We start from the raw sequence: 22,963 nt of genomic DNA, 5'->3' as shown, positions 1-22,963 counted from the left end.
CTCCGTCCCCGACCCGACGGGGACAGATGCATCATCGCACGGCGGACGGCTCCGTTCCGGTGACCGTGGAACGGTCGACCTCGTGTCCACCCCGGATGACCCGCTCCAGATGCCCCTCGGCCGTGACCAGGCACAGGTCGGCGCGGCGCCCCGGCTCGATGACGCCGACCTCGTCCAGCCCGTGCACCCGGGCCGGCGTGGTGGACGCCATGGTCGCGACATCGGCCAGGTCGATGCCGACGACCCGGACGAGGAACTCGACGGCCGCACCCATGGTGAGGGTCGACCCGGCGATGGCGCCGAGGGTCCCGTCCGGGTTGAGGATCCGGGCCCTTCCGTCGTCGACCTGCACCGACAACGACCCGAGCCGGTACTGCCCGTCGGGCTGACCGGTGGCGCTCATGGCATCGGTCACCAGGGCGACCCGGCGCGGCCCAGCGGTCTCGATCGCCATGCGCAGCACGTCCGGGGCGACGTGGACCCCGTCGCAGATGAGCTCACACATGACCCGCGGGTCGGTGAGCATCCACGGGATCGGCCCCGGCCTGCGGTGGTGGATCGACGCCATGGCGTTGAAGAGATGGGTGACGACGTCGGCACCGGCGTCGACAGCGTCATGGGCGGTGCGGGCGTCGGCCTCCGAGTGCCCGAACGCGGCGTGGACCCCGGCGGCGTGGATGGTGCCGACCGCCTCGATGCCGCAGCGACGCTCCGGTGCCAGGGTGATCATCCGCACCGCGTCGCCACCGGCGTCGAGCAACCGCCCGACCGCTTCGGGGGTGGGGTCGCGCAGGAGCTCCGGGTTGTGGGCGCCCTTGCGGCTCTCGGCCAGGAACGGGCCCTCGAGGTGGATTCCGGCCAGTTCCCCTGCCTCGACGAAGCCTCGCAGCCGGCCGATCTGCTCGACGAGGTCGTCCATGGCCTCGGTCACCGTGCTGGCGAACTGGGTCGTCGTGCCCATGGCACGGTGATGGGCGATGGCGGCCCGCACCTTCTGCGGGTCGGGGTCGGCGAAATCGGCACCGGCCGCGCCGTGGCAGTGGGTGTCGACGTACCCGGGCAGGATCACCAGGTCGACGACCTCGGCCTCCGGCAGGACGGCGTCGTCGACGGCGACGATGCGATCCCCCTCGATGTGGATCGTCGCCGGCGCCAGGGCGCCATCGGGTCGCAGAACGCGCTGGGACGACATGAGCATGTCAGCAGACCTCCGTCGGTTGTCCTCCCATGGTCGCACACTCACCCCCGTCGGAACCCGCGAGTGGACATCCCCGGTGATCGAGCACTCCGGCTGCGACACTGTCGTCATGGACGACCTGCGTATCCCCTCGGGCCTGCTGCCCGCCGACACCCGCTTCGGCTCGGGCCCCAGCCGAATCCGCACCGAGGTGCTGCAGTCCTTGTCGGCCCCGGACTCGGTGATGGGCACCTCGCACCGTCAGGCCCCGGTCAAGCACATCGTCGCCGCCATCCGGGAGGGCCTGGCCGAGCTGTACCGGGCCCCCGACGGGTACGAGATCGCCCTCGGCAACGGGGGCGCCAGCCTCTTCTGGGACGCCGCCAGCGTCTGTCTCGTCGACCACCGCGCCGCCACCGGGGTCTTCGGGGAGTTCGGTCACAAGTTCGCCACCGCCCTGCACCGGGCGCCGTTCCTGGCCGACCCGGCCGTCTTCGAGGCCGACCCCGGGCAGCTCGCCGTCCCCACGGCCGTGCCGGGGGTGGACGCCTACTGCTGGCCGCACAACGAGACCTCGACCGGCGTCGTGGCCCCGGTGCGCAGACCCGACGACGTCGACGACGACGCCCTCGTCCTCATCGACGCGACCTCGGCCGCCGGCGGTGTCGACGCCGACCTCTCGCAGACCGACGCCTACTACTTCTCACCTCAGAAGAACCTCGCCTCCGACGGCGGCCTGTGGCTGTCCTTCCTGTCCCCGAGGGCCATCGAGCGAGCCGAACGCCTGACGGCTTCCGCACGGTGGGTGCCCGCCATCCTCGACCTGTCGGTCGCGCTGACGAACTCGCGATCGGACCAGACCCTCAACACGCCCGCCCTGGCCACCCTCGTCATGGCCCGCGCCCAGATCGAATGGGTGCTCGCCCAGGGCGGCATGGCCTGGGTGGGCCAACGCACCCACGCGTCCTCCGGACTGCTCTACCGCTGGGCCGAGGACCACCCGTTGGCCATGCCCTTCGTCACCGACCCGACCCTGCGCAGCCCCGTCGTCGTCACCATCGACCTCGACCCGTCCGTGGACGCCGCACGGCTGTGCCAGGTCGCCCGCGACAATGGGATCGTCGACATCGAGGGCTACCGCAAGCTCGGTCGCAACCAGATCCGCGTGGGCACCTTCGCCGCCGTCGACCCGGCCGACGTCGAGGCCCTCGTCGGCTGCCTCGACTGGATCATCGAGAGGATCGTCGACCCCACAGCCCGACCGTGAGTCCGGCGACCACGGCCAGGGCCGAGGCCGCCAGGACCACCCAGAGGGTCCCCGAGGACCTCTTCGCCGTGGTCCGGACGACGGCCGGCGTCGCCGAGGCGGTGGCCACCGCGGTCGCCTGCGGGTCGACCGCCGTGGGGATGTCGGCGCCGACGACCGTCGAGCTCGTCGTGCCCACCTCGAGCCCCTTCTGGGCCAGGTCGGTCGTGAGGGCCTGGCCACCGGTGGTCGACGTCGTCGCCGCCCCGACGGTCTTCCACGTGTAGGCGTCGACGACGATCACCGCCGAGGAGGTGCGCAGGGCGATGCGGGCTCCGTCGGGCAGGAAGGTGGCGTCGGTGACCCCGGCCGGGGCACTGGCCACCTTGGTGAGGGTGTTGACCGACTCCCTGCTCAGCGTCGTGGGTGCCCGGTAGATCGCCGGGGAGGACCCTCGGGTGATGACGTAGATGTTGCCCTTCGAGCTCACCGCCATGGCGGCGGCGTCGTGCTTCCCGTCGGGGTAGGCCAGGTCCCAGGCCTTCCAGCTCGAGGTCGTCGACGACAGCGACGTCGGCGACAGCACCTGGATGGACGAACGGGTGCCCTTGGGATCACCGATGTCGCCGACGAAGAGTTGCCCGTCGGCCCAGGACAGGGCCTGGACGCTCGTCGGGGTGGCCCCCCAGGGCACCGAGGCCACCTTCGCACCGCTCTCGTCGACGGCGACGAGTCTCGACGTCGTCGCGCTGGTCCCATCGGTGATCCAGTACCGGCCGCCGTCGGAATCGGCCGCCAGACCGACGATCTGCTTGACACCCTGGACACCGATGGTGAAACCTGCCGGCGCCGCCATCGCCGGGGCGACCGCCAGAGCCCATCCGGTGAGACCGGCCAGGGCCGCGAGGGCAGGGCGTGCGGCAGCGTTCATGGTCCCCCATCCTGCCACGGGCACCTCAGTGGTGGAGGATCGCGCCGAGCACGACGATGAGGACGAGGATGGTGAGCACCCCGGTGACGACGAACTGGCGGGATCGGGGGTTCATGGGCCCACCTTAGAGCCTCGTGACAAGCCGGCGGGTACGGTGGTGCCATGGGTGAGTTCCGACTTCACGCCATGGCGATCGACGAGGTTCGCGACGTGTTCGGGGCCGACGCCGCCCTCGCACGACACCTGAGGTTGTGGGCGGCGCAGACATTCGACACCGAGGATCCCGAACACCCCGACCGGACCGACCGCCATGGACGTCATCGCGGGCGACTGCGCGCGCGGCACTCGGTGCGCCCCGGGTGGCCGACGAACCAGGACGTCGACGACCTCATCCAGGGCCGATTCGTCGGTCCCGACAGATTGTCCCGGTGCTGGCGGCTGCTCGACGAATGGCTCGAGCACCTCTCGTGGGGCACCCATTCCCTCGTCCTGGACGCCGCCCGCGCCGATGACCTCGAGTTCGACCTGGCCAGGGCCGGGGTGCCCAGCCACCTGTCCCTGCACCGCCTCTTCGGTGGGGACCCGCAGATCCCGCTGCGTCCGGCTCCCGGCATGCGGGTGGGCTACTCGCGACGCCTCCACGTGGCGGCCACCCATGACGCCATGGCGCGGGCACTGCCGTTCCTCGGACCGGACTTCGCCGTCCAGATCACCGATCTCGTCGGCTTCCTCGGATCGTTCCCGAGTTGGACCGAGTTGGCGGCGTCCGCCGACCGACCCCAGCCCGATCTCATCGTCGTGTGGCACGCCGACGCCGGCACCCTCGCGACGGTGCCGGCGCCAGCCTTCGGGTGATCCCGTTCAGATGATCTTGACGAGCACCCCCTGGGCGAAGTAGATGACGAAGAGCGCTGCGACGACCCACAGCAATGGGTGGACGGTGCGCGCCTTGCCGCCGACCGCCTTGGTGAGGCAGTGGGCGATGATGCCGGCGCCGATGCCCGTGGTGATGGAGTAGGCGAAGGGCATGAGGATCATGCCGAGGAAGGCCGGAAGACCGTCCTCCAGATCGGTCCAGTCGACGTCGAGCACCTGCGCCATCATGAGGAATCCGACGAAGACGAGGACCGGCGCGGCCGCCTCGGAGGGAATGATCGAGACGATCGGCGAGAGGAAGATCGACACGAGGAAGGCGGCACCGGTGACCACCGAGGCCAGACCGGTGCGCGCCCCCTCGCCGACCCCGGCAGCCGACTCGATGTAGGCCGTCGCCGAGGAGGCCTGGCCGACACCGCCGGCGACGGCGGCGAGGGCGTCGACGGTGAGGATCTCCTTGAGGTGCGGGGGGTTGCCGTCCTCGTCGAGCAGCCCGGCCTGGGAACCGATGGCCACGACGGTGCCCATGGTGTCGAAGAAGTCGGCGAGCATGAGCGAGAAGACGATGAGGAGGGTGCCCAGGAAGACGCCGATCCGGAAGTGACCGTCGGCCAGGAACCCGCCGAACAGGTCGATGTGACCGACGAGCGACAGGTCGGGCCAGGAGAAGCTCGAGGCCGCCGGCCAGCGAGGCACGTTGAGCTGCCAGCCGGTCGGATGGGTGTCGGTCTGCGGGCCGACATGGGCGACGGCCTCGACGATGACACCGAGCAGCGAGGTGCCGATGATCGCGATGAGCATCGACCCCTTGACGTGCTTGTGGTGCAGTACGGCGACGAGGCAGAAGCCGACGAGGAAGACGAGGATCGGCCAGCCGAGGAGGTCACCTCCGACGCCGAGGGTCACCGGGGTACCGGCTCCCTTGCGGATGATGCCGCCGTCGACGAGGCCGACGAAGGCGATGAACAGGCCGATGCCGACGCTGATCGCCGATCGGAGGGATCGGGGGACGGCCCGGAAGATGATCTCGCGCAGCCCGGTGAGGACGAAGACGAGGATGAGGATGCCCTCCCAGACGACCAGGCCCATGGCCTGGCCCCAGGTCATCGTCGGGGCGACGACGTAGGCGAGCAGCGAGTTGATGCCCAGGCCGGTGGCGATGCCCAGTGGGAAACGTCCCCAGATGCCCATGGCGATCGTCATGACGCCGGCGACGAGGGCCGTCACGGCGAGCACGAGGATCTTGTTGTGGTCGATGGCCGCGGTGTTGAGGGTCTTGCCGGCGGCGTCGAGGAACTTGGGGGCCCCGTCGATGAGCCGTCCGTTCTTGTCCGCCGCGGTACCGATGATGAGGGGGTTGAGCGCGAGGATGTAGGCCATGGTGAAGAAGGTCACCAGGCCACCGCGCACCTCCCGGGAGCGGGTCGATCCCCGCTTGGTGATCTCGAACCAGCGGTCCAGACCGCTGGGTGCAGGTTGGGATGTGACTGTGGTCGACACCTGCCGAACTGTATCGAGCGACTCGGACGGCGTGGCCGCCGGGCCGGATCCCGAACTGTCGACACCCTCGGTCCCCGATGCCGGCGCGCCGGGACGCCTACGATGGCCTCGTGGATGCCGACGACCGGAACGCCCGACCCCATCTCCTCGTCCAGGCGACGGTGACCCCCCTCGACGAGGACGGCGTCGTCGTCGCGATCATCGGTACGGTGGCCTTCGCCGTCGCCGGGCTGGCCAGTCTGGCCTTCCGCAGCCGCCTCACCGAGGCCGGCTACCACGACTGGCTCTGGATCTGCCTGGCCGGCACCGCCCTGGGGGTCGTCGGGACGGCGTACTGCCTGTGGCGTCGGTCCCGTCGTGCCGCCTCAGTACCCCTGGCGCGGCAGACCGCTCACTCGGAGAAGAGCGACCTGTCGTAGGTCATGGTGTCGAAGACCGGCTCGGGCAACTCGATCCCGCGCTCCTTCTCGACGACGTCCGAGTGCCCGCCACAGCCGTGGTCGACGTGGACGACCGAGGCGTCGAAGGGCGAGTACGCGTTGGTGCACACGCCGTAGAGACGACCGAGGCTGTCGGCCAGCCGGACGAAGTAGGCACAGCTCTGACACGTGGCCGGGGCGTGCTTGGTGAAGCTGTCATCGGGCCCGGGACGCCCCTCGAGCCACCGCTGGGCGGCCTCGTCGCGTCCCTGCCGGGACAGCACCCGCTCGCGTCCCAGACCGAGCTCGGACGCCACCGCCCGGGTGGCCGACCACTCGGCCGGGTCCTCGTCGGCGGCCAGTTCCCCGCCGGTGTACCCGGGCTCCAGCCGTGGGTCGTTGTCCGGGGTGGGCATGAGGGTGCCCGGGGTGATGTCACCGGCCCGGACGCGGTCCTTCCACGGCACCCAGGCCGGGGCCAGCAGGGCGTCGTCACCGGGCAACAGGACGACCTCGTTGACGGTGACGTTGCGGCCGCGGGAGGCTCGGACCATGGTGACCGCCCACCGCCAGCCGCGGTAGCCCGGATGCGGGCACTCGAAGAGGTGGGTGAGCAGGCGGTCGCCCTCGACGACCGCCCCGAGGTACTCCCCGACGCCGAAGTCCTTGGCCTGGTGCTCCGCGGCGGCCCGGGCCTCGTCGACCGCCTTGGCGATCGTCGGGTCGGCCTTGGGCCTGGCCGCTGCCCGGGGACGCCGGGTGCGGGCGGTGGACTCGGTCGTGGGTTCGCTCATCACAGCTCCAGTTCGTCGGCGACGGCTCGCAGCATCTTGGCCACCCGTTCCGCGCTGCGCGGTTCCGGGTGACGCCCGTGGCGGTAGCCGTTGCCGATCTGGTCGAGCATCTTGATGAGGTCCTCGCAGATGACCGCCATCTCCTGCGGCTTCTTGCGGGAGGCCTTCGACAGCGACGGCGGGGTGTCGATGAGTTGCAGGGACAACGCCTGGTCGCCGCGTCGCCCGGCGACGACGCCGAAGTCGACCTTCTGGCCAGGTTTGAGGGTCGTCACCCCCTCGGGCAACGCCTGGGCGTTGACGTACACGTCCCCGCCGCCGTCCTTGGTCAGGAAACCGAACCCCTTGGCGGCGTCGTAGAAACGCACCTTCCCGGTTGGCATCGCTGGCTCACTCCTCCGTCATTCACCGCCCGGGGCGCCGGGCCGTCCTCCAAGCCTAACGGTCGATCGATCCCAACTCCACCGGCGCCGATGCGCTCAGAGCGTGTCGATGCGCATCCCCTGGGGCTGGTTGTCGCGGACGTGCCGGTAGTAGTCGGAGAGCTTGAGGGCGGAGGCTGCGTCCTCGTCGGCCAGGACGAGGGCGTGGCGGTGGAACTGCAGCACCGAGGCCGGGCACATGGCGCTGACCGGACCCTCCACGGCTGCGGCGAGAGCCTCGGCCTTGGCGGTGCCGCTGGCCAGCAGGACGAGGTGACGGGCGTCCATGATCGTGCCGAGCCCCTGGGTGAGGCAGTGGGTGGGGACGGTCTCGTCGGCGGCGAAGAATCGCTGGTTGTCCGCCCGGGTGCGCGGGGCCAGGGTCTTGATCCGGGTGCGCGAGGACAGCGATGACGTCGGCTCGTTGAACCCGATGTGCCCGTTGGCGCCGATACCGAGGATCTGGACGTCGACCCCGCCCGCGGCGGCGATGGCGTCCTCATAGGCCTGACATCCTGCGACGAGGTCGGTCGCGGTGCCGTCGGGCACATGGACGTGGTCGGGGTCGAGCCCGAGCTGCTCGGTGACGGTGTGTCGGATCGTCGCGGCGTAGGAGCGTTCGTCGTCGGCCGGGAGCCCGACGTACTCGTCGAGGGCGAAGGCGGAGATGCCGGACAGGTCGGCCCTGCCCGCGGCCTGGAGCTCGGCCAGGGCGGCGTAGGTGGACAGCGGGGTGCTCCCGGTGGCGACACCGAGGACCGGTCGTGCGCTGGCACGCAGCACCGAGACGATGTGACGGGCTGCGATCTGCCCCATCTCGGCGGCGTCACGGCAGATGATGACCTCCATGGGTCGACTCCCTCCAGAACTGCGGACGATGACCTCACGGTAGACAGAACGCTCACCGAAGCGCTCATGTCGATCACCGAAAGTGCTCAAGATAACCATCCTGGTGAGCGATGTCAGCCCTGCGCCGGCTCGCCTAGGATGAGATCCATGACCGTGACGACTCGACCCGGGGGCGTCGACGTCGTCGACGAGGTGGAGCGCCCCTACGGATTCGCCATGCCCCGGGTGGCGCCGCTGGCGTCCCCGCAGCCCGACCCCGCCGTCCCGCCGGCCCCGACCGACCGACCCGGCGACTACTCCCTCCCGCCCCTGCCGCCGCTGTCGACCCTCGTGCCGCGCACCGGCCCGACCCGTGACCCCGCCGCACCCTTCGACACGACGAGCGCCGGATGGACCCATCGGGGCGAGGCCGGGGACGACCCACGTCAGCCCTTCGAGATCGGCGCGTCCATCCGCGCCACTCCCGAGGCCGACGCACACCCGGTCGTCGCCGACGAGGTCGGGGGCTGGGCTCCGCCCGGGACCGACGAGGTCGGGCCGGTTGAGCGCACCGTCGGCAGGCTGCCGGCCCCCTGGCGCGGCCGCGGTCCCCTGCACACGGCCGACCGATCGGTCGGATCGCTCATCCGGCTGCTCGGCTGGGGACTGCCCGCCGCCCTCGTGCTCGGCTTCATCGGGTCATGGTTCGGACTGCTGGGACTGGCCCTGGGGTGGGTCTTCGCCGCCACCCACCCGGTCATCGCCCGGAGCCTGCGACTGGCCTTCCTCTGGACGAGCGTCGTCGTCATCGTGCTCACCGTGGTGGGGACGCCGGTGCGCGACACCCTGGAACAGCTGTGCTGGGCGTGCCGGTTGGGGTGCATGGTGCTCCTTCCCGTGTGCCTGGTCATCGCCGATCGTCACCTCAGCCCGCTCGACCGTCCCGGTCCGCCGGACAGGTGACCGTGGTCTCCACCGTGGCCTCCGTCGTCCGGTCCATGACGCGCCCCCAGCTCCTCGACCTCCTCGACTCCCGACGCGACCTGGCCGTCCCGGCACCGCGCAGTCTCGCCGAACTCGCCGAGCGGGCCACCACCCAGGCCTCGGTCCGTGCCGCCGTCGACTCCCTCGACGCCTGGCACCTGCGGGTGCTCACCGCGGCGACCGCCCTGGGCGACGTCACCGTGTCGACCCTGGCCCGCGGCCTGACCGGGGCGACACCCCGGCAGGTCGACCGGGCCGTCGACCGACTCGCCGGCCTGCTGCTCGTCCTCGTCGACGACGACCTCGTCCACGTCGTCGGGGCGGCCGCCGCGGTCCTCGGGCCGTACCCGGCCGGCCTGGCGGCACCGTCAGCGAACCCCGTCCCCGACATCGGGTTGAGGCTGGCCCAGGCAGGACCCGGCGTCCGACCCGTGCTGGAGCGCCTGCTGTGGCGACCGGCCGGACACGTGCCGCACGCGATGCGCGTCGTCGATCCGGACGAGGCGACCGGCCCCATCGACCTGGCCTTGGCCCATCACCTGCTGCGGCCCGTCGACGACGAGACCGTCGTCCTGCCCCGTGAGGTGAGCCTCCATCTTCGCGACGGCGCGTTGTTCCCCGACGTCGTGCCGCCGACGGCGCCACCCTGGCCGGAACCGTCCGCCGACTCACCGACGCACCTCGACCGGGTCGACGCCGCGGCCGTCGGGACGGCCCTCGAGGCGGTCTCGGCGACCGCCGCCCTTCTCGAGGCCGTCGACCGTCACCATCCCGCCCGCCTCACCCACGGCGGCATGGCCCGCAAGGACGCCGTCAAGGCGCTCTCCCGGGTCGCGCCGGGGGACGCCGGATGGTTCCACCTGGCCCTGGCCGAGTCCGCCGGCCTCATCGGCGCCGACGCCCGCGGGTGGCTGCCCACCGTCTCCTCGGACCGATGGCGTCGGGCCGCGCTGTGGACCCAGTGGCTCGCGCTCCGGGAGGCGTGGACGCAGATCCCGGCCACCCCCGGAACCCTCTCGAACACCCTGACCGCCCAGGCCCCGGCCACGGCGAGGGCCTGGCGTCAGGAGATCCTCGCCGAGATCTGCACCGCCTCCCCCGGCACGCCGGTCGACACCTCCCACCTGGCCGCGCGCCTGGCCTGGCGACACCCCGGTTGGCCGGTCGACGACTCCCTCCCCCTGATCGACGCCGTCCTGGCCGAGGCGGCCGTCATCGGCGCCATCGCCCTGGGAGCGCGGAGCCGACTGGCGGACCGCACGGACGACCCCGGCATGCCCGAGCGGTCGGGCACGCTCATCCTCCAGTCCGACCTCACCGCCATCGCCCCCGGCCCGCTCACCCCGGACACGGCCGGGGAGCTGGCGCTGCTCGCCGATCGGGAGTCGACCGGCATCGCCGGCGTCCGACGATTCACCCGCACCAGCCTGCGCCGCGCCCTCGACGCCGGCTGGACCGGTGAACGGGTCCGCACCTGGTGGTCGCAGCATTCGATGACCGGCGTCCCCCAGGGGCTGCTCGTCCTCCTCGACGACGTCGTCCGCGACCACGGCCGGGTGTCGGTGTCGGCGGCCTCGGCCGTCCTCGAGGTCGACGACCCCGCCGTCGCCGAGGCCCTGCTGCGCTCATCGCGAGCCACCGACCTGGGGCTGCGCAGGCTCGGGCCGACGGTGCTGCTCGCCCAGTGCGAACCCGAGATGGCCCTCGAGCTGCTGCGTGAGCAGGGGCTGTCCCCGATCGCCCGGGACTCCCACGGCGAGGTCCTCAACAGTCCAGCGCCGGCACGGATCCGCACGGCGGCCCCGACCGCGACACCCGGACCCTCCTCGGATGTCTCCCAGCTCGTCGACCGGTTGGTCACCGCCCCGGAGCCGACCGTCACCGACCCCACCCGGGTGCTCGTCGAGCTGCGCCGCGCCCAGACCGACGGGGCCTGGCTCGAGGTCACCCATGTCGACGACACCGGGACGAGTCGACGCGACGTCGTGCGGGTCATGGCCGTCGGGGCCGGGGCCGCCAGGTGCGTCATCCGTGGTGGTGGCGGGGTGATCGTCGTGCCGGTCGCCCGCGTGCTCACCGCGGTTCGGACACCCTCCTGACCTACGCTTGACCCGTGCGCCCGCGTCCGCTCGTCGTCATCGCCGTCGCGGTCGCCGCGATCGGTGCGGTGACCGTGGCGGCTCTGCTGCGTTCCAGTCCCCACGACGACGTCACCGGGCCGACGCCCTCCCCCACCTCGGTCGTCCCGTCCACGACGACCCCGTCGGCAGTGGAGCCGACCGGCCCCAGGTCGGTCCCAGCCCCCGTCCACGACCTGCGTCTGGCCAGCAACGACGCCAGCACCTTCACCATCGCCTGGACCCCGGCCCCGGACGCCGGCCAGGTCATGTTCGACGTCCTCCTCGACGGTCGCCGGGTCGGGACGGTGCGCCTGGAGTCGATGACTCTGGCCTGGCCGGCCTCCGCCAATCGGGTGCTCATCCAAGTCGCCGCGATCAGCCCGGCAGGGGTGCACAGCCCGTGGACGGCCCTGTTCATCATCCCGCCCCCGCTGCAGCTGCCCACCGTCGAGGCCAGCGAGGTCGCCGGCCCGCCGCTGCCCGGCAGGACGACACGAGTCGCGCGTCGACCCCTGGACTCCTTCGAGAACCCGGCCACCTCCGCCGCACCGACCCCGTCGACGACGACGATCGCCGTTCCCACCTCCTCCTCGAGCGCGACGGCGTCGGCCCCCGCCACGCCGACCCCGACTCCCAGCCCGCCCACGACGTCCCCGTCGGAACCGGCCACGACACCGACCGGCACCGCGTCGCCGAGCACCTCCGCCGTCCCGCCGACGCCGACCGTCACGGCGACCGTGCCTACGCCGACACCCTCACCCTCCCTCACGCCGTCGGCAGATCCCACCCCGAGGGTCACCGCGACGCCCTGACGGTGTCGCCGGGTGATAATTGAACGGATGACTTCCACACCCGGCCCCCTCATCGTCCAGTCCGACCGCACGCTGCTGCTCGAGATCGACCACCCCCTGGCCGATGAGTGTCGTCATGCCATCGCACCGTTCGCCGAGCTGGAACGCGCCCCGGAGCACATCCACACCTACCGGCTCACCCCCCTCGGGCTGTGGAACGCCATGGCGGCCGGGCACGACGCCGAGCAGGTCGTCGACGTCCTCATGAGGTACTCGAGGTACCCCGTGGCCAGCGGACTGCTCATCGACATCACCGAGACGATGGGCCGGTACGGACGCCTGCGCATCGAGAAGCACCCGACCCACGGTCTGGTGCTCCTCAGCACCGACCGGGCGGTGCTCACCGAGGTGCTGCGGTCACGGCAGGTTCGCGGTCTCGTCGGGGAACAGATCGACGAGCACACGGCCGTCGTCCACCCGTCCCAGCGAGGCACCCTCAAGCAGGCCCTGCTCAAGCTCGGTTGGCCGGCCGAGGACCTCGCCGGTTACGTCGACGGCGAACACCACGACATCGACCTCGTCGAGGACGGGTGGTCTCTGCGCCCCTACCAGAGGATGGCCGCGGAGTCCTTCTGGAACGGCGGCTCGGGCGTCGTCGTCCTGCCCTGCGGGGCCGGCAAGACCGTCGTCGGGGCAGCGGCGATGGCCCTGGCCCGGTGCACGACGTTGATCCTCGTGACGAACACCGTCTCGGCACGACAGTGGAAGGACGAGCTCGTCCGGCGCACCAGCCTCACCCCCGACGAGATCGGCGAGTACTCCGGCTCGCGCAAGGAGGTGCGCCCGGTCACCATCGCCACCTACCAGGTCATCACGACCAGGCGGAACGGCGTCCACCCCCATCTGGAGCTCTTCGAGGCCCGCGACTGGGGACTGGTGCTCTACGACGAGGTTCACCTGTTGCCGGCGCCGGTGTTCCGGATGACCGCCGACCTCCAAGCGAGGCGACGCCTCGGCCTCACCGCGACCCTGGTGCGCGAGGACGGCCACGAGGACGACGTCTTCAGCCTCATCGGACCCAAGCGCTACGACGCGCCGTGGAAGGAGATCGAGGCGCAGGGGTACATCGCCCCGGCCGACTGCGTAGAGGTGCGGGTGAGTCTCGAGGAGGACGAGCGGATGGCCTGCGCCCTGGCCGAACCCGACGTGCGCTATCGGATGGCGTCGACCCTGCCGAGCAAGAACCGGGTGGTGCGCGGTCTGGTGTCCCTGCACCGTGGCGAGCCGACCCTCGTCATCGGCCAGTACGTCGACCAGCTCGAGGAGCTCGCCGCCGAACTCGACTGCGAGATCATCACCGGGGCCACCTCCCCCACCCAGCGCCAGCGGATCTACCAGGACTTCCGTGACGGCGTCATCGACCTGCTCGTCGTGAGCAAGGTGGCGAACTTCTCCATCGACCTGCCCAGCGCCCAGGTGGCCATCCAGGTGTCGGGGGCCTTCGGGTCGCGTCAGGAGGAGGCCCAGCGGCTCGGGCGTCTGCTGCGTCCCAAGGACGGCCGCGTGGCACGGTTCTACGCCGTCGTCGCCCGCGACACCGTCGACGCCGAGTTCGCCTCGCACCGGCAACGGTTCCTGGCCGAGCAGGGCTACTCGTACCGGATCATCGACGCCGCCGACCTCGAGGAGAACGCATGAGACAGCGCGTCTGGATCGCGCTCCTGACGATGGGCCTGTCCCTGGGACTGCTGGGAGCTCCGGCTCCGCGGGCCTCGGCGCGGGTGAGTGACCCTGCCGCCCCGGGCCCGACGAAGGCATTCCCCTCCCCGGGGCCGCTCGAGTCGTACCTGGCCGACCGGCCCGGCACTGCGTCGGTGGCCATGCGCAAGGCGGGATCGAACGTCATCTACGTCTACTCCAAGGGGCAGTCACGCTTCATCACGGCGTCGATCGTCAAGTTGGCCGTCATGGCGACCGTCATGGTGCAGGCCGAGGAGGACGACCGTGACCTCACCGAGGACGAGAAGTCCCTGCTCGAACCCATGATCACCGCCTCCGACAATGACGCGACGACCGAGCTGTGGGACGATGTCGGCGGCCCCGACGCCGTCCGTCAGGTGCTGCGGTCGATGGGAGCCGACCAGACCGAGCCCGACGAGGCGTGGGGCATGACGACGACGACCGCCCGGGACCAGGTCGTCATCATGAGCCACTTCACCATGGCCAACCCCATCATCGACGCCGACATGCGCAGCTATGCCATCAGCCTGCTCAGCCAGGTGGAGGACGACCAGGACTGGGGCCTCACCGCGGCCATTCCCGACAGCCGACAGCTCGTCAAGAACGGGTGGTTGCCGCTCGACGACGGTTGGCACGTCAACAGCGTGGCGGCGAGAACGGGCACCGGAGCATACGTCGTCGCCGGCCTCATCACGTCGACCGAGGGCGACATGGCGGTGCAGGTCGAGACCCTCGAGGGGCTGTCCCGGATTCTCGCCACGAGGGAGTACCCGGCCATCACGACCTCGTCGACCGGAAGCGGGGCCACGACGTCGACCCGGTCCACGGCGACGATCGGTCGTCACCAGGCGATGAGCCGCTGCGGTGCGCCGAGCGTCGTCGCCGTGCGAACCCACCTCGCGACGGCCTGCTGAGCCTCAGTCGAGGCTGTCGAGCAGCTCGCGCCAGGAGCGGACGAGGTCGGCGTCGACCCAGGCCTTCCAGGACCGTTGCGGGCGGGCCGGACCGCCGATGTGGAAGGCCCGCACCCCGGCCCGGGCCAACCAGGGGACGTGCTCGGGGACCAGTCCCCCACCGGCCATGACGAGGCGGGCAGCGAAGGGGTCGTCGCGGACCCGCCGGATGAGGTCGTCGAGCCCGTGCTCGACGCCGCGGGGCGACCCGGCGGTGAGCACCTGGTCGAGACCCTCGAGGCCGCGCAGGTCGCGCCAGGCACGGTCGGTCTCCAGGGTGGCGTCGATGGCCCGGTGGAAGGTCCACCTGAACGTGCCGTCAGCCAGCGCCCCCATGACCGGCAGGTCGATCGCGGTGAGCGGGTCGAGGAATCCCATGACGACCCCCTCGGCCCCGACCCGCAGGTACGACTCGATGAGCCCACGAAGCCGGGCCAGCTCTCCCCCGTCGGTCGAGAAGCCCGGGCGCAGCCGCACCATGGGGCGCACCGGGATCCCGCAGGCACTCACGGCCCGGGCGACGACGTCGGGCTCGGGGGACATGCCCCCGTCCTCCATCGATCCGACGAGTTCGACCCGGTCGGCTCCCCCGCGCGCGGCCCGGCGGGCGTCGTTCTCGTGCAGGCAGATGACCTCGAGCAGAGCCATGGTCACATCATCGCGCGGTCGACCGGCGCCAGGCCACCGCGACGACGACGATGGCCACGGTGCAGAACGACGTCGTCAGCACCGACCCCTCCGCACCGAAGGACCCGCCGGTCCACAGGGCGGCCCCCGCTCGCGGGTGCTGGGCCAGCAGGGAGGTCCCGAAGGACATGCCCGAGACGTCGAATCCGAGGACGAGACCCTGCAGCCAGTTCCACAGGGCGTGGAACCCCATGGCGGCCCACAGGGAACCGCGCCACAGGACGAGCATGCCGAGCAGGAGCCCGAAGAGGGCGATGTTGAGGACGGCCAGCCAACTCATGTCGGGGTTGGCGCCGTGGAGCAGGGCGAAGAGCACGGCCTGGAGACCGAGCCCGGCCGGGATGCCCCACCGAGCCGCGACGCCCTGCATGAGGTAGCCGCGCAGGACGATCTCCTCGGCCGGGCCCTGGATGGCGAAGAGGATGAGGGTGCCCAGGATGATCCCCAGGCCCTTGGCCCCCGGGTGGGCCCACGCGGGGTCGGCCCATCCCCCGGCTGCCATGACGACGACGTCGAGCCCGAGGATGGCCACGGCGATGAGAACCCCGATCCACAGGTCGCGGGGCCTGCCGACGAGGCCGAGGTCGCGCAGCGGGCGATGGTCGACGAACCTCATCCACAGCCACAGGGCGAGCCAGACACCGATGAAGGAGCTCACCGCGGTGAAGGAGGTGGCGACGGGGGAGGAGCCGAGCGCCGCCTGGACGGGCAGGGCGACGATCCCCTGCCCGATGGCGACGACGGCCAGGGCCCCGAGGATGATCGCGAAGGGGTGGAGCCGGCCGGCCCGGGAGAGGAACTCCAGGGCTGGGCTGGATCCGACCCGTGGGTCGTCGGGAACGGTGATCACCCGCCGATCCTAGGGGAGGGACGGGGCCAGGACGGGACGGCACGGGACGCGGAAGGGGGCGGCCCCGTGCGGGACCGCCCCCTGTCAGGCTCGGAAGAGCTGGGTCACATCATGCCGCCCATGCCACCCATGCCGTCCATGTCGCCACCGGCCGGAGCCTTGACGGGCTCGGGCTTGTCGGCGATGACGGCCTCGGTGGTGAGGAACAGGGCCGCGATGGAGGCCGCGTTCTGCAGGGCCGAACGGGTCACCTTGGCCGGGTCGATGATGCCCGAGGCGACCATGTCGACGTACTCACCGGTGGCGGCGTTGAGCCCTTGGCCGGCGGGCAGGTTGGCGACCTTCTCGGCGACGACCCCACCCTCGAGACCGGCGTTCTCGGCGATCTGCTTGAGCGGAGCTGCGCAGGAGGACAGGACGATCTGCGCACCGGTGGCCTCGTCACCGGTCAGGCCCTCGATCCTCGCGGCCTTGGAGGCCTGGATGAGGGCGACACCACCACCGGGGATGATGCCCTCCTCGACGGCCGCCTTGGCGTTGCGGACGGCGTCCTCGATGCGGTGCTTGCGCTCCTTGAGCTCGACCTCGGTGGCCGCACCGACCTTGATGACGGCGACGCCGCCGGCCAGCTTGGCGAGACGCTCCTGGAGCTTCTCCCGGTCGTAGTCGGAGTCGGAGTTCTCGATCTCCTTGCGGATCTGCGAGACCCGACCGGCGATCTGGTCGGAGTCGCCGGCGCCGTCGACGATGGTGCACTCGTCCTTGGTGACGCGCACCGACCGGGCCTTGCCGAGCAGGTCGAGGGTGACGGCGTCGAGGGACAGGCCGACCTCCTCGGAGATGACCTCGCCGCCGGTGAGGATGGCGATGTCGGCGAGCATGGCCTTGCGACGGTCACCGAAGCCCGGGGCCTTGACGGCGACGGACTTGAAGGTGCCGCGGATCTTGTTGACGATGAGGCCGGCCAGGGCCTCACCCTCGACGTCCTCGGCGATGACGAGGAGCGGCTTGCCGGACTGCATGACCTTCTCGAGGACCGGCAGGAGGTCCTTGAGGGAGGAGATCTTGGAGTTGACGATGAGCACGTAGGGGTCGTCGAGGACGGCCTCCATCTGCTCGGTGTCGGTGACGAAGTAGGGGCTGATGTAGCCCTTGTCGAAGCGCATGCCCTCGGTGAGCTCGAGGTCGAGCCCGAAGGTGTTCGACTCCTCGACGGTGATGACGCCTTCCTTGCCGACCTTGTCCATGGCCTCGGCGATGATCTCGCCGACCGTGGTGTCGGCGGCGCTGATCGACGCGGTGGCGGCGATCTGGTCCTTGGTCTCGATGTCGATGGCCATCTCGGACAGGGTGGCGCTGATCGCCGCGACGGCGGTCTCGATGCCCTTCTTGAGACCCATCGGGTTGGCCCCGGCGGTGACATTGCGCAGGCCCTCACGGACCATGGCCTGGGCCAGGACGGTGGCGGTCGTCGTGCCGTCGCCGGCGACGTCGTCGGTCTTCTTGGCGACCTCCTTGACGAGCTCGGCGCCGATCTTCTCGTAGGGGTCGGCCAGCTCGATCTCCTTGGCGATGGACACGCCGTCATTGGTGATCGTCGGGGCGCCCCAGGACTTCTCCAGGACGACGTTGCGGCCCTTGGGGCCGAGGGTGACCTTGACCGCGTCGGCGAGGGTGTTCATGCCCCGCTCGAGCCCGCGGCGGGCCTCGATGTTGAATTCGATGAGCTTTGCCATGTTGGTGGGGAGTCCTCCGCTCCGGTGGGCCGTGGTGGCCCTGGACGTCAGATGTGTTGCGGGGGTGCCCCCGCGTTGTGTTCCCCGTGATGCCCGCGACGGACGATCTGGTGATCTCATCACCGGGAGACCGATCCGGTTGGAGCTCGCAACACCGACCCGATCGGTGGCACTCTCACTGTTCGAGTGCCAACATCATGTTTAGCACTCCCCCTACGCGAGTGCAAAGGATCGGGCACACCGAGATCGACGCGGGGCCTGCGGCTCCGTCCCGTCGGACGGGTTCGGGGCCGATAGGATCGGAGGAGACCGTGGAGAACCGCCGTCACCGGGTACGCGCCGCCCTCAACTGGTTCAACCTGTCGACCCCGGTCGGGCTGCTCGTGGCCCGCAGCTGCTGCGGCAGGGTGCGCCACGGGCCACATGGCCTGTGGCTGGCCGACGGCTACCGGTTCCGGTACCCCAATGGGTCGGCCTTCACCCTGGGCGACGTCGTCATGACGGCCTCCCCCAGCCTCGACGAGCTGTGTCGACAGCGGCCCGGACTCCTCGTCCACGAGGAGAACCACGCCCTCCAGTACGCCTGCTTCGGGGGCCTCCTCATGCTGCCGGCGTACGCCGTGGCCGCGGGGTGGTCGATGCTGCGCACCGGGGACGTCGGGCTGGCCAACTGGTTCGAGCAGGACGCCGACCTCGTCCTGGGCGGGTACGTGGTGGCCGGTTCGGGTGAGCGGGACGACGGGGACGGCGACCGGGCACGCCGGGCTCAGGGCAGCAGGTCGGCCGACCGGTCGTGGCGGCGTCCGGCCCGGACCCTGTCCAGGCGCCCCAGCAGGGAGGGCGCCTGGGCCCGGGCGACGGGATCATCGATGAGTTCGTTGAGGCGCCGGTGGTAGCGCGGTGACGAGAGGTCGAGCCGGTCACGGATGAGGGCAGCCTTGTCCCCGTGGAGACGACCGGACTGCCAGTCCTCCTCGAAGGCGAGGAGGGCGGCGTCGACGGGATCCAGGTCGCCACTCATTCGTCCGATCGTAGCCGGCCGCTCCCCCGCGACTCGGTCCCGGATCGCTCGAGGCCCGGGGCAGGTCGAGGCTCGAGGCTCGGGGGTCAGGGGGTCAGGGGGTCGCGGGGACGCCGCTGGCCCGACAGTGGTTACATAGGAGGTGGCCACACTCGGCTGCAAGGATGCATCCGCAGCTGTGGACGGACCGGAGAGGACCCTCGACATGGAACGACTCGCGGGCAGCATCCGTACCTACTCGTGGGGGTCGCTCGACGCCATCCCGGCGATCCTCGGCACGGAGCCGACAGGCGACCCGCAGGCCGAGTACTGGCTCGGCGCCCACCCGCTGGCTCCCTCGACCCTGGCCGACGGCACCAGTCTGGGCGCGCGCATCGACGCCAGGCCCGAGGAACTCGGCGCGGGGAGTCGGCAGACCTTCGGGGACCGGTTGCCCTTCCTCCTCAAGATCCTGGCCGCCGAGCGGCCACTGAGCCTGCAGGCCCATCCCGACGCCGACGCTGCAGCAGCGGGGTTCGAGGCCGAGAACCGACGCGGTCTGGCCCTCGACGATCCCATCCGGACCTTCCGGGACGGCTGGCCCAAACCCGAGCTCTTCGTCGCCCTGGGCGATGTCGACGTCCTCTGCGGGTTCCGTGACCCGCTCGTCTCGCGAAGCCTCTTCGACGCCCTCGACCTTCGGGTGTCCCTCGACGCCGTCCTCGGTCCGCTCACCGAGAGGCACGGGTCGGCCGGGTTGGCGGAGGTCTTCCTCGACTGCCTCACCGGCGGCGCCGAACGCCAGGCCTGGGTCGAGGAGGTCGTCTCGGCAGCCGTCAACCATGTCTCGGAGCCCGGCGAGTTCGGTGATTTCGCGCGCACCGCCGTCGAACTCGACGAACAGCACCCCGGCGACCCGTCGATCATGGCGGCCCTGCTGCTCAACCGGATCCGATTGCGGGCGGGGGACGGCCTGCGGGTCAGCCCAGGCGTGCTCCATGCCTACCTGCACGGGACCGGCGTCGAGATCATGGCGAACTCCGACAACGTCGTGCGCGGAGGCATCACCGACAAGCACATCGACGTCGAGTCGCTCGTGTCGATCGTCACCTTCGACACCGAGCCGCCGACGATCCTCCATCCGATCGACGAGGGAGCCGGCCTGTGGCGCTACCCGACGCCCGATGCGCAGTACCGGCTGTGGCGTCTGGACCTGTCCGTCGCAGCGCCGGCCATGCTGCCGAGCAGTGATCTGGCCCGCATCCTCCTGGTCACCGGCGGGTACGCCGTGTGCAGCGGGTCAGCCGGCACCGAGGAGATCGTCCACGGTCAGGCCGTGTGGATCCCGGCCGGGGAACAGGTGCAGGTGCACGGCAACTGCGACGGATTCCTGGCGACGGCCGGTCTGGGGTGAGGGTCGGGCGTGGCCTCGCCGGTGTGCGGATGTCACCGGTGTGCGGGGTCGGGGCCGGTGCGGGAGGATGGCCGCATGACGCAACGCATGAACGTCGAGAGCTTCAACCTGGACCACACCAAGGTCGCCGCACCCTTCATCCGGGTGGCCGACGTCAAGCACCTCCCGGCCGGTGACACCCTCACCAAGTACGACGTCCGGTTCTGCCAGCCCAATGTCGAGCACCTCGAGATGGACGCCGTCCATTCGGTGGAGCACTCCTTCGCCGAGTGCGTCCGCAACCACAGTGACGCCGTCATCGATTTCGGCCCCATGGGTTGTCAGACCGGGTTCTACCTCATCATGGTCGGCGAGCCCGACGTCCCGGCGGTGTGCGACCTCGTCGCGACGACGCTGAGCGACATCCTCGACCTCGACGCCGTCCCGGCCGCCAACGAGGTGCAGTGCGGCTGGGGGGCCCACCACAGTCTGGCCGGGGCGCAGGCGGCGGCCAGGGCCATGCTCGAGCGCCGGGACGAGTGGCAGCAGGTCATGGCCTGAGATCAGGCCCAGCGGGCAGCGCGACGACGGACGTCCAGGGCCGTGAGGATGAGCCCGGCCGCCTGACAGGCGCCGACCCCTTCCCCAGCGCGCAACCGCAGGTCGAGCAGGGGTTCCAGGCCGAGTTCACGGAGCACCGCCGCATGGGCGTGTTCCCGGCTCACCTGACCGGCGACGAGCCAGGACTGGACGGCGGGGTCCGACCGCACCGCGGCCAGGGCGGCGACACTCGTGGCCAGACCGTCGAGGACGACCGGGCGACCGACCGATGCCGCCCCCAGGACGACACCGGTGAGCACCGCGAGTTCCGGGCCGCCGACGGCGGCCAGCGCGGTTCTGGGATCGGCGAGGTCGTCGTGGGTGGAGGCCGCCCGGGCCAGGGCCCTGGAGACGACGTCAACCTTCCGCTCGACCATGGCCGAGTCGCTCGATGCACCGAGGCCGACGGTCTCGGCGGGGTCCATGCCGGCGAGGGCGCAGGCCAGGGCGGCCGCGACCGTCGTGTTGGCCACGCCGACCTCCCCCAGGCACACCAGACCTCGGCGCCCGGCGTGGTCTTCGAGATCGGAGGTGTTGTCGTCGGCGAGGTCGACGGCGATGGCGATGCCCCGCTCGATGGCGGCATCGACCTGGGCTGCGGACATGGCGTCGGTGGTGACGAGGTCGCCGCGCTCGCCCTGCGCGCGGGCGTCGATGGCACCGGGGACGGGGGTGTCGACGCCGGCGTCGACGACGATCCGGCCCAGGCCCACCGATTCCGCGGTCGCGACCCCGAGGGCGGTTCCCGCCACCGAGGCCGCCATGACCTCGGCCGTGACCGAGCCGTCGAAGGCCGAGACGCCGTGTGCGCGTACCGGGTGGTCGGCGCCGGCCAGGACGAGGGTTCCGGTGGAGACCTCGTCGCCGGCAGCAGCGATGAGGCGATCGAGGACCTGGTCGAGCTTGCCGAGGGAACCCGGCGGGGTGAGCAGTCGGTCGGCGCCGTCGTGGGCGTCGACGACGTGGCGCTGGTCGGGGGCAATGATCCGCGGTACGGCCGAACTCGTCGCCGCAGGGGTGGGCAGTCCGGAGACGGGGGACGCCGGCTCGGCGGCGTCGGGCCACCGGTTGGTCATGATGAGGGAGTCGACCGGGAGGCGGCGCGACCATCCCCGACGCTCGAGTCCGGGGGCCGGCGGGCGCTCGTCCGGCCACCCCAGGCACATCCACCCGAGGGTCTCGACGCCGTCCGGCAGGTGGAGCAGCCCGGCCAGCTCGGCGGGATCGAAGAGGGTCACCCATCCCATGCCCAGGCCGCGGGCGCGGGCGGCCAGCCACATGTTCTCGATGGCAGCGGCGCAACTCCACAGGTCGGCGTCGGTGAAGGTGTTGCGACCCAGGACCCCGGACGCAGGGGTGCGTCGGTCGCACGCGACGACGATGCCGAGCGGGGCCTCACGGATCCCCTCGAGCTGGAGGTCGAGCAGCCGGGCACGACGATCCGCGGTGAGCAGGTCGGCCTGGCGCAGTCGTTCCCGGTCGGCCATGAGGGCGGCGCGGTCGCGAACGGCGGGGGCGTCGATGACGATGAACCGCCAGGGCTGGCTGTGGCCGACGCTGGGGCCGTGGTGACCGGCGTCGATGACCTCGTGGACGAGGTCGGCGGGAACGGCTGCGTCACGGTAGCGGCGGATGTCGCGGCGGGCACCGATGACCTCGTCGAGGTGGCGCACGACGTCCTCGCCCATCCGCCAGCCGTCAGGGGACTCCCTGCGATCGACCGAGGAGGTCGCGTCGCCGATGGTGGGAACGGGTCGCTGCCAGGACGAGGAGGTCATGGTTCGACGATATCGGGGGCGCTGTGGCGTCATGGAGGGTGGAGCCTCTGACAGGATTCGAACCCGCGACCATCGCTTTACAAGAGCGGCGCTCTACCAACTGAGCTACAGAGGCCTGGCCCCCGCAGGGGCACGGGA

Annotated in this window: 20 protein-coding genes, 1 tRNA gene and 1 pseudogene; 10 read left to right on the top strand and 12 right to left on the bottom strand. The window is 71.2% G+C overall.

The window, feature by feature from the left end:
• Positions 1 to 31: 31 nt before the first annotated feature.
• Complete coding sequence (gene nagA / locus E0E30_RS01725; protein ID WP_130864828.1) at positions 32 to 1,198, bottom strand: N-acetylglucosamine-6-phosphate deacetylase; 1,167 nt, start codon at positions 1,196 to 1,198, stop codon at positions 32 to 34.
• 109 nt (positions 1,199 to 1,307) lie between these two features.
• Between nagA and serC the strand changes: the two genes are divergently transcribed.
• Positions 1,308 to 2,444 (top strand): phosphoserine transaminase, encoded by a 1,137-nt coding sequence (gene serC / locus E0E30_RS01720; RefSeq protein ID WP_130864827.1) that lies wholly within the window; start codon positions 1,308 to 1,310, stop codon positions 2,442 to 2,444.
• Here the strand turns inward: serC and E0E30_RS01715 are convergent.
• Positions 2,407 to 3,354, bottom strand: coding sequence for a hypothetical protein (locus tag E0E30_RS01715; RefSeq protein ID WP_130864826.1), 948 nt, complete (start codon positions 3,352 to 3,354; stop codon positions 2,407 to 2,409). The genes serC and E0E30_RS01715 overlap by 38 nt on opposite strands.
• 162 nt (positions 3,355 to 3,516) lie before the next feature.
• Here E0E30_RS01715 and E0E30_RS01710 point away from each other — a divergent pair, with 162 nt between their 5' ends.
• Entirely contained in the window at positions 3,517 to 4,209 is a 693-nt protein-coding gene (locus tag E0E30_RS01710) for a hypothetical protein (protein WP_130864825.1), read from the top strand.
• 6 nt (positions 4,210 to 4,215) lie between these two features.
• On the opposite strand, the gene E0E30_RS01705 is transcribed toward E0E30_RS01710, so the two are convergent.
• Positions 4,216 to 5,610: an NCS2 family permease gene (locus E0E30_RS01705; protein WP_130866671.1), complete on the bottom strand. Its 1,395-nt coding sequence runs from the start codon at positions 5,608 to 5,610 to the stop codon at positions 4,216 to 4,218.
• A 197-nt stretch (positions 5,611 to 5,807) separates the two neighbouring features.
• Here E0E30_RS01705 and E0E30_RS01700 point away from each other — a divergent pair.
• A pseudogene (locus E0E30_RS01700) lies at positions 5,808 to 6,086 on the top strand (DUF2530 domain-containing protein); the annotation flags it as partial.
• A gap of 35 nt (positions 6,087 to 6,121) precedes the next feature.
• Here the strand turns inward: E0E30_RS01700 and E0E30_RS01695 are convergent.
• The 3 genes from E0E30_RS01695 to nagB all read right to left on the bottom strand — a co-directional run bounded on the left by E0E30_RS01695 (position 6,122) and on the right by nagB (position 8,214).
• Entirely contained in the window at positions 6,122 to 6,943 is an 822-nt protein-coding gene (locus E0E30_RS01695) for a DUF3027 domain-containing protein (protein ID WP_130864823.1), read from the bottom strand.
• Entirely contained in the window at positions 6,943 to 7,326 is a 384-nt protein-coding gene (locus E0E30_RS01690) for a cold-shock protein (RefSeq protein ID WP_130864822.1), read from the bottom strand. The genes E0E30_RS01695 and E0E30_RS01690 overlap by 1 nt, the downstream gene beginning before the upstream one ends.
• Positions 7,327 to 7,422: 96 nt before the next feature.
• Positions 7,423 to 8,214 (bottom strand): glucosamine-6-phosphate deaminase, encoded by a 792-nt coding sequence (gene nagB / locus E0E30_RS01685; protein WP_130864821.1) that lies wholly within the window; start codon positions 8,212 to 8,214, stop codon positions 7,423 to 7,425.
• A gap of 147 nt (positions 8,215 to 8,361) precedes the next feature.
• On the opposite strand from nagB, the gene E0E30_RS01680 reads away from it, so the two are divergent.
• The 5 genes from E0E30_RS01680 to E0E30_RS01660 are packed head-to-tail and all read left to right on the top strand — an operon-like array spanning position 8,362 to position 14,742.
• Positions 8,362 to 9,156 carry a hypothetical protein gene (locus E0E30_RS01680; RefSeq protein ID WP_130864820.1) on the top strand — a complete coding sequence of 265 codons (795 nt, stop codon included), beginning with the start codon at positions 8,362 to 8,364 and terminating at the stop codon, positions 9,154 to 9,156.
• 35 nt (positions 9,157 to 9,191) lie between these two features.
• Positions 9,192 to 11,276 carry a helicase-associated domain-containing protein gene (locus tag E0E30_RS01675; protein ID WP_130864819.1) on the top strand — a complete coding sequence of 695 codons (2,085 nt, stop codon included), beginning with the start codon at positions 9,192 to 9,194 and terminating at the stop codon, positions 11,274 to 11,276.
• 14 nt (positions 11,277 to 11,290) lie between these two features.
• Positions 11,291 to 12,109 (top strand): hypothetical protein, encoded by an 819-nt coding sequence (locus E0E30_RS01670; RefSeq protein WP_130864818.1) that lies wholly within the window; start codon positions 11,291 to 11,293, stop codon positions 12,107 to 12,109.
• Between the two features lie 27 nt (positions 12,110 to 12,136).
• A complete protein-coding gene (locus tag E0E30_RS01665; RefSeq protein ID WP_130864817.1) occupies positions 12,137 to 13,786 on the top strand; it encodes a DNA repair helicase XPB in 1,650 nt (549 codons plus the stop codon).
• The gene (locus tag E0E30_RS01660; RefSeq protein ID WP_130864816.1) at positions 13,783 to 14,742 is read left to right on the top strand and encodes a serine hydrolase; all 960 of its coding nucleotides are present in this window, start codon (positions 13,783 to 13,785) and stop codon (positions 14,740 to 14,742) included. Before E0E30_RS01665 ends, E0E30_RS01660 begins: the two co-directional genes overlap by 4 nt.
• 3 nt (positions 14,743 to 14,745) lie before the next feature.
• On the opposite strand, the gene E0E30_RS01655 is transcribed toward E0E30_RS01660, so the two are convergent.
• The 4 genes from E0E30_RS01655 to E0E30_RS01630 all read right to left on the bottom strand — a co-directional run bounded on the left by E0E30_RS01655 (position 14,746) and on the right by E0E30_RS01630 (position 19,075).
• Entirely contained in the window at positions 14,746 to 15,429 is a 684-nt protein-coding gene (locus E0E30_RS01655; RefSeq protein WP_130864815.1) for a copper homeostasis protein CutC, read from the bottom strand.
• Between the two features lie 7 nt (positions 15,430 to 15,436).
• Complete coding sequence (locus E0E30_RS01650) at positions 15,437 to 16,318, bottom strand: type II CAAX endopeptidase family protein (protein ID WP_245306461.1); 882 nt, start codon at positions 16,316 to 16,318, stop codon at positions 15,437 to 15,439.
• A 104-nt stretch (positions 16,319 to 16,422) separates the two neighbouring features.
• Positions 16,423 to 18,054: a chaperonin GroEL gene (groL, locus tag E0E30_RS01645; RefSeq protein WP_130864814.1), complete on the bottom strand. Its 1,632-nt coding sequence runs from the start codon at positions 18,052 to 18,054 to the stop codon at positions 16,423 to 16,425.
• Between the two features lie 766 nt (positions 18,055 to 18,820).
• Positions 18,821 to 19,075, bottom strand: a complete 255-nt coding sequence (locus E0E30_RS01630) for a DUF3263 domain-containing protein (protein WP_130864813.1) — start codon at positions 19,073 to 19,075, stop codon at positions 18,821 to 18,823.
• 205 nt (positions 19,076 to 19,280) lie between these two features.
• On the opposite strand from E0E30_RS01630, the gene manA reads away from it, so the two are divergent.
• Positions 19,281 to 20,468, top strand: coding sequence for a mannose-6-phosphate isomerase, class I (manA, locus tag E0E30_RS01625; RefSeq protein ID WP_130864812.1), 1,188 nt, complete (start codon positions 19,281 to 19,283; stop codon positions 20,466 to 20,468).
• A 57-nt stretch (positions 20,469 to 20,525) separates the two neighbouring features.
• Positions 20,526 to 21,008 carry an S-ribosylhomocysteine lyase gene (locus E0E30_RS01620; protein WP_210115848.1) on the top strand — a complete coding sequence of 161 codons (483 nt, stop codon included), beginning with the start codon at positions 20,526 to 20,528 and terminating at the stop codon, positions 21,006 to 21,008.
• Between the two features lie 2 nt (positions 21,009 to 21,010).
• Here E0E30_RS01620 and bluB read toward each other — a convergent pair whose 3' ends face one another.
• Together bluB and E0E30_RS01610 are read right to left on the bottom strand one after the other, a co-directional pair.
• Positions 21,011 to 22,825 carry a 5,6-dimethylbenzimidazole synthase gene (bluB, locus tag E0E30_RS01615; RefSeq protein ID WP_245306460.1) on the bottom strand — a complete coding sequence of 605 codons (1,815 nt, stop codon included), beginning with the start codon at positions 22,823 to 22,825 and terminating at the stop codon, positions 21,011 to 21,013.
• 39 nt (positions 22,826 to 22,864) lie between these two features.
• Positions 22,865 to 22,940 (bottom strand) — tRNA-Thr (locus E0E30_RS01610).
• Positions 22,941 to 22,963: the final 23 nt, after the last annotated feature.

The organism is Acidipropionibacterium timonense, assembly GCF_900605005.1.
Classification (GTDB): Bacteria; Actinomycetota; Actinomycetes; order Propionibacteriales; family Propionibacteriaceae; genus Cutibacterium; species Cutibacterium timonense.
This window is presented reverse-complemented; position numbering and strand designations above follow the sequence as displayed.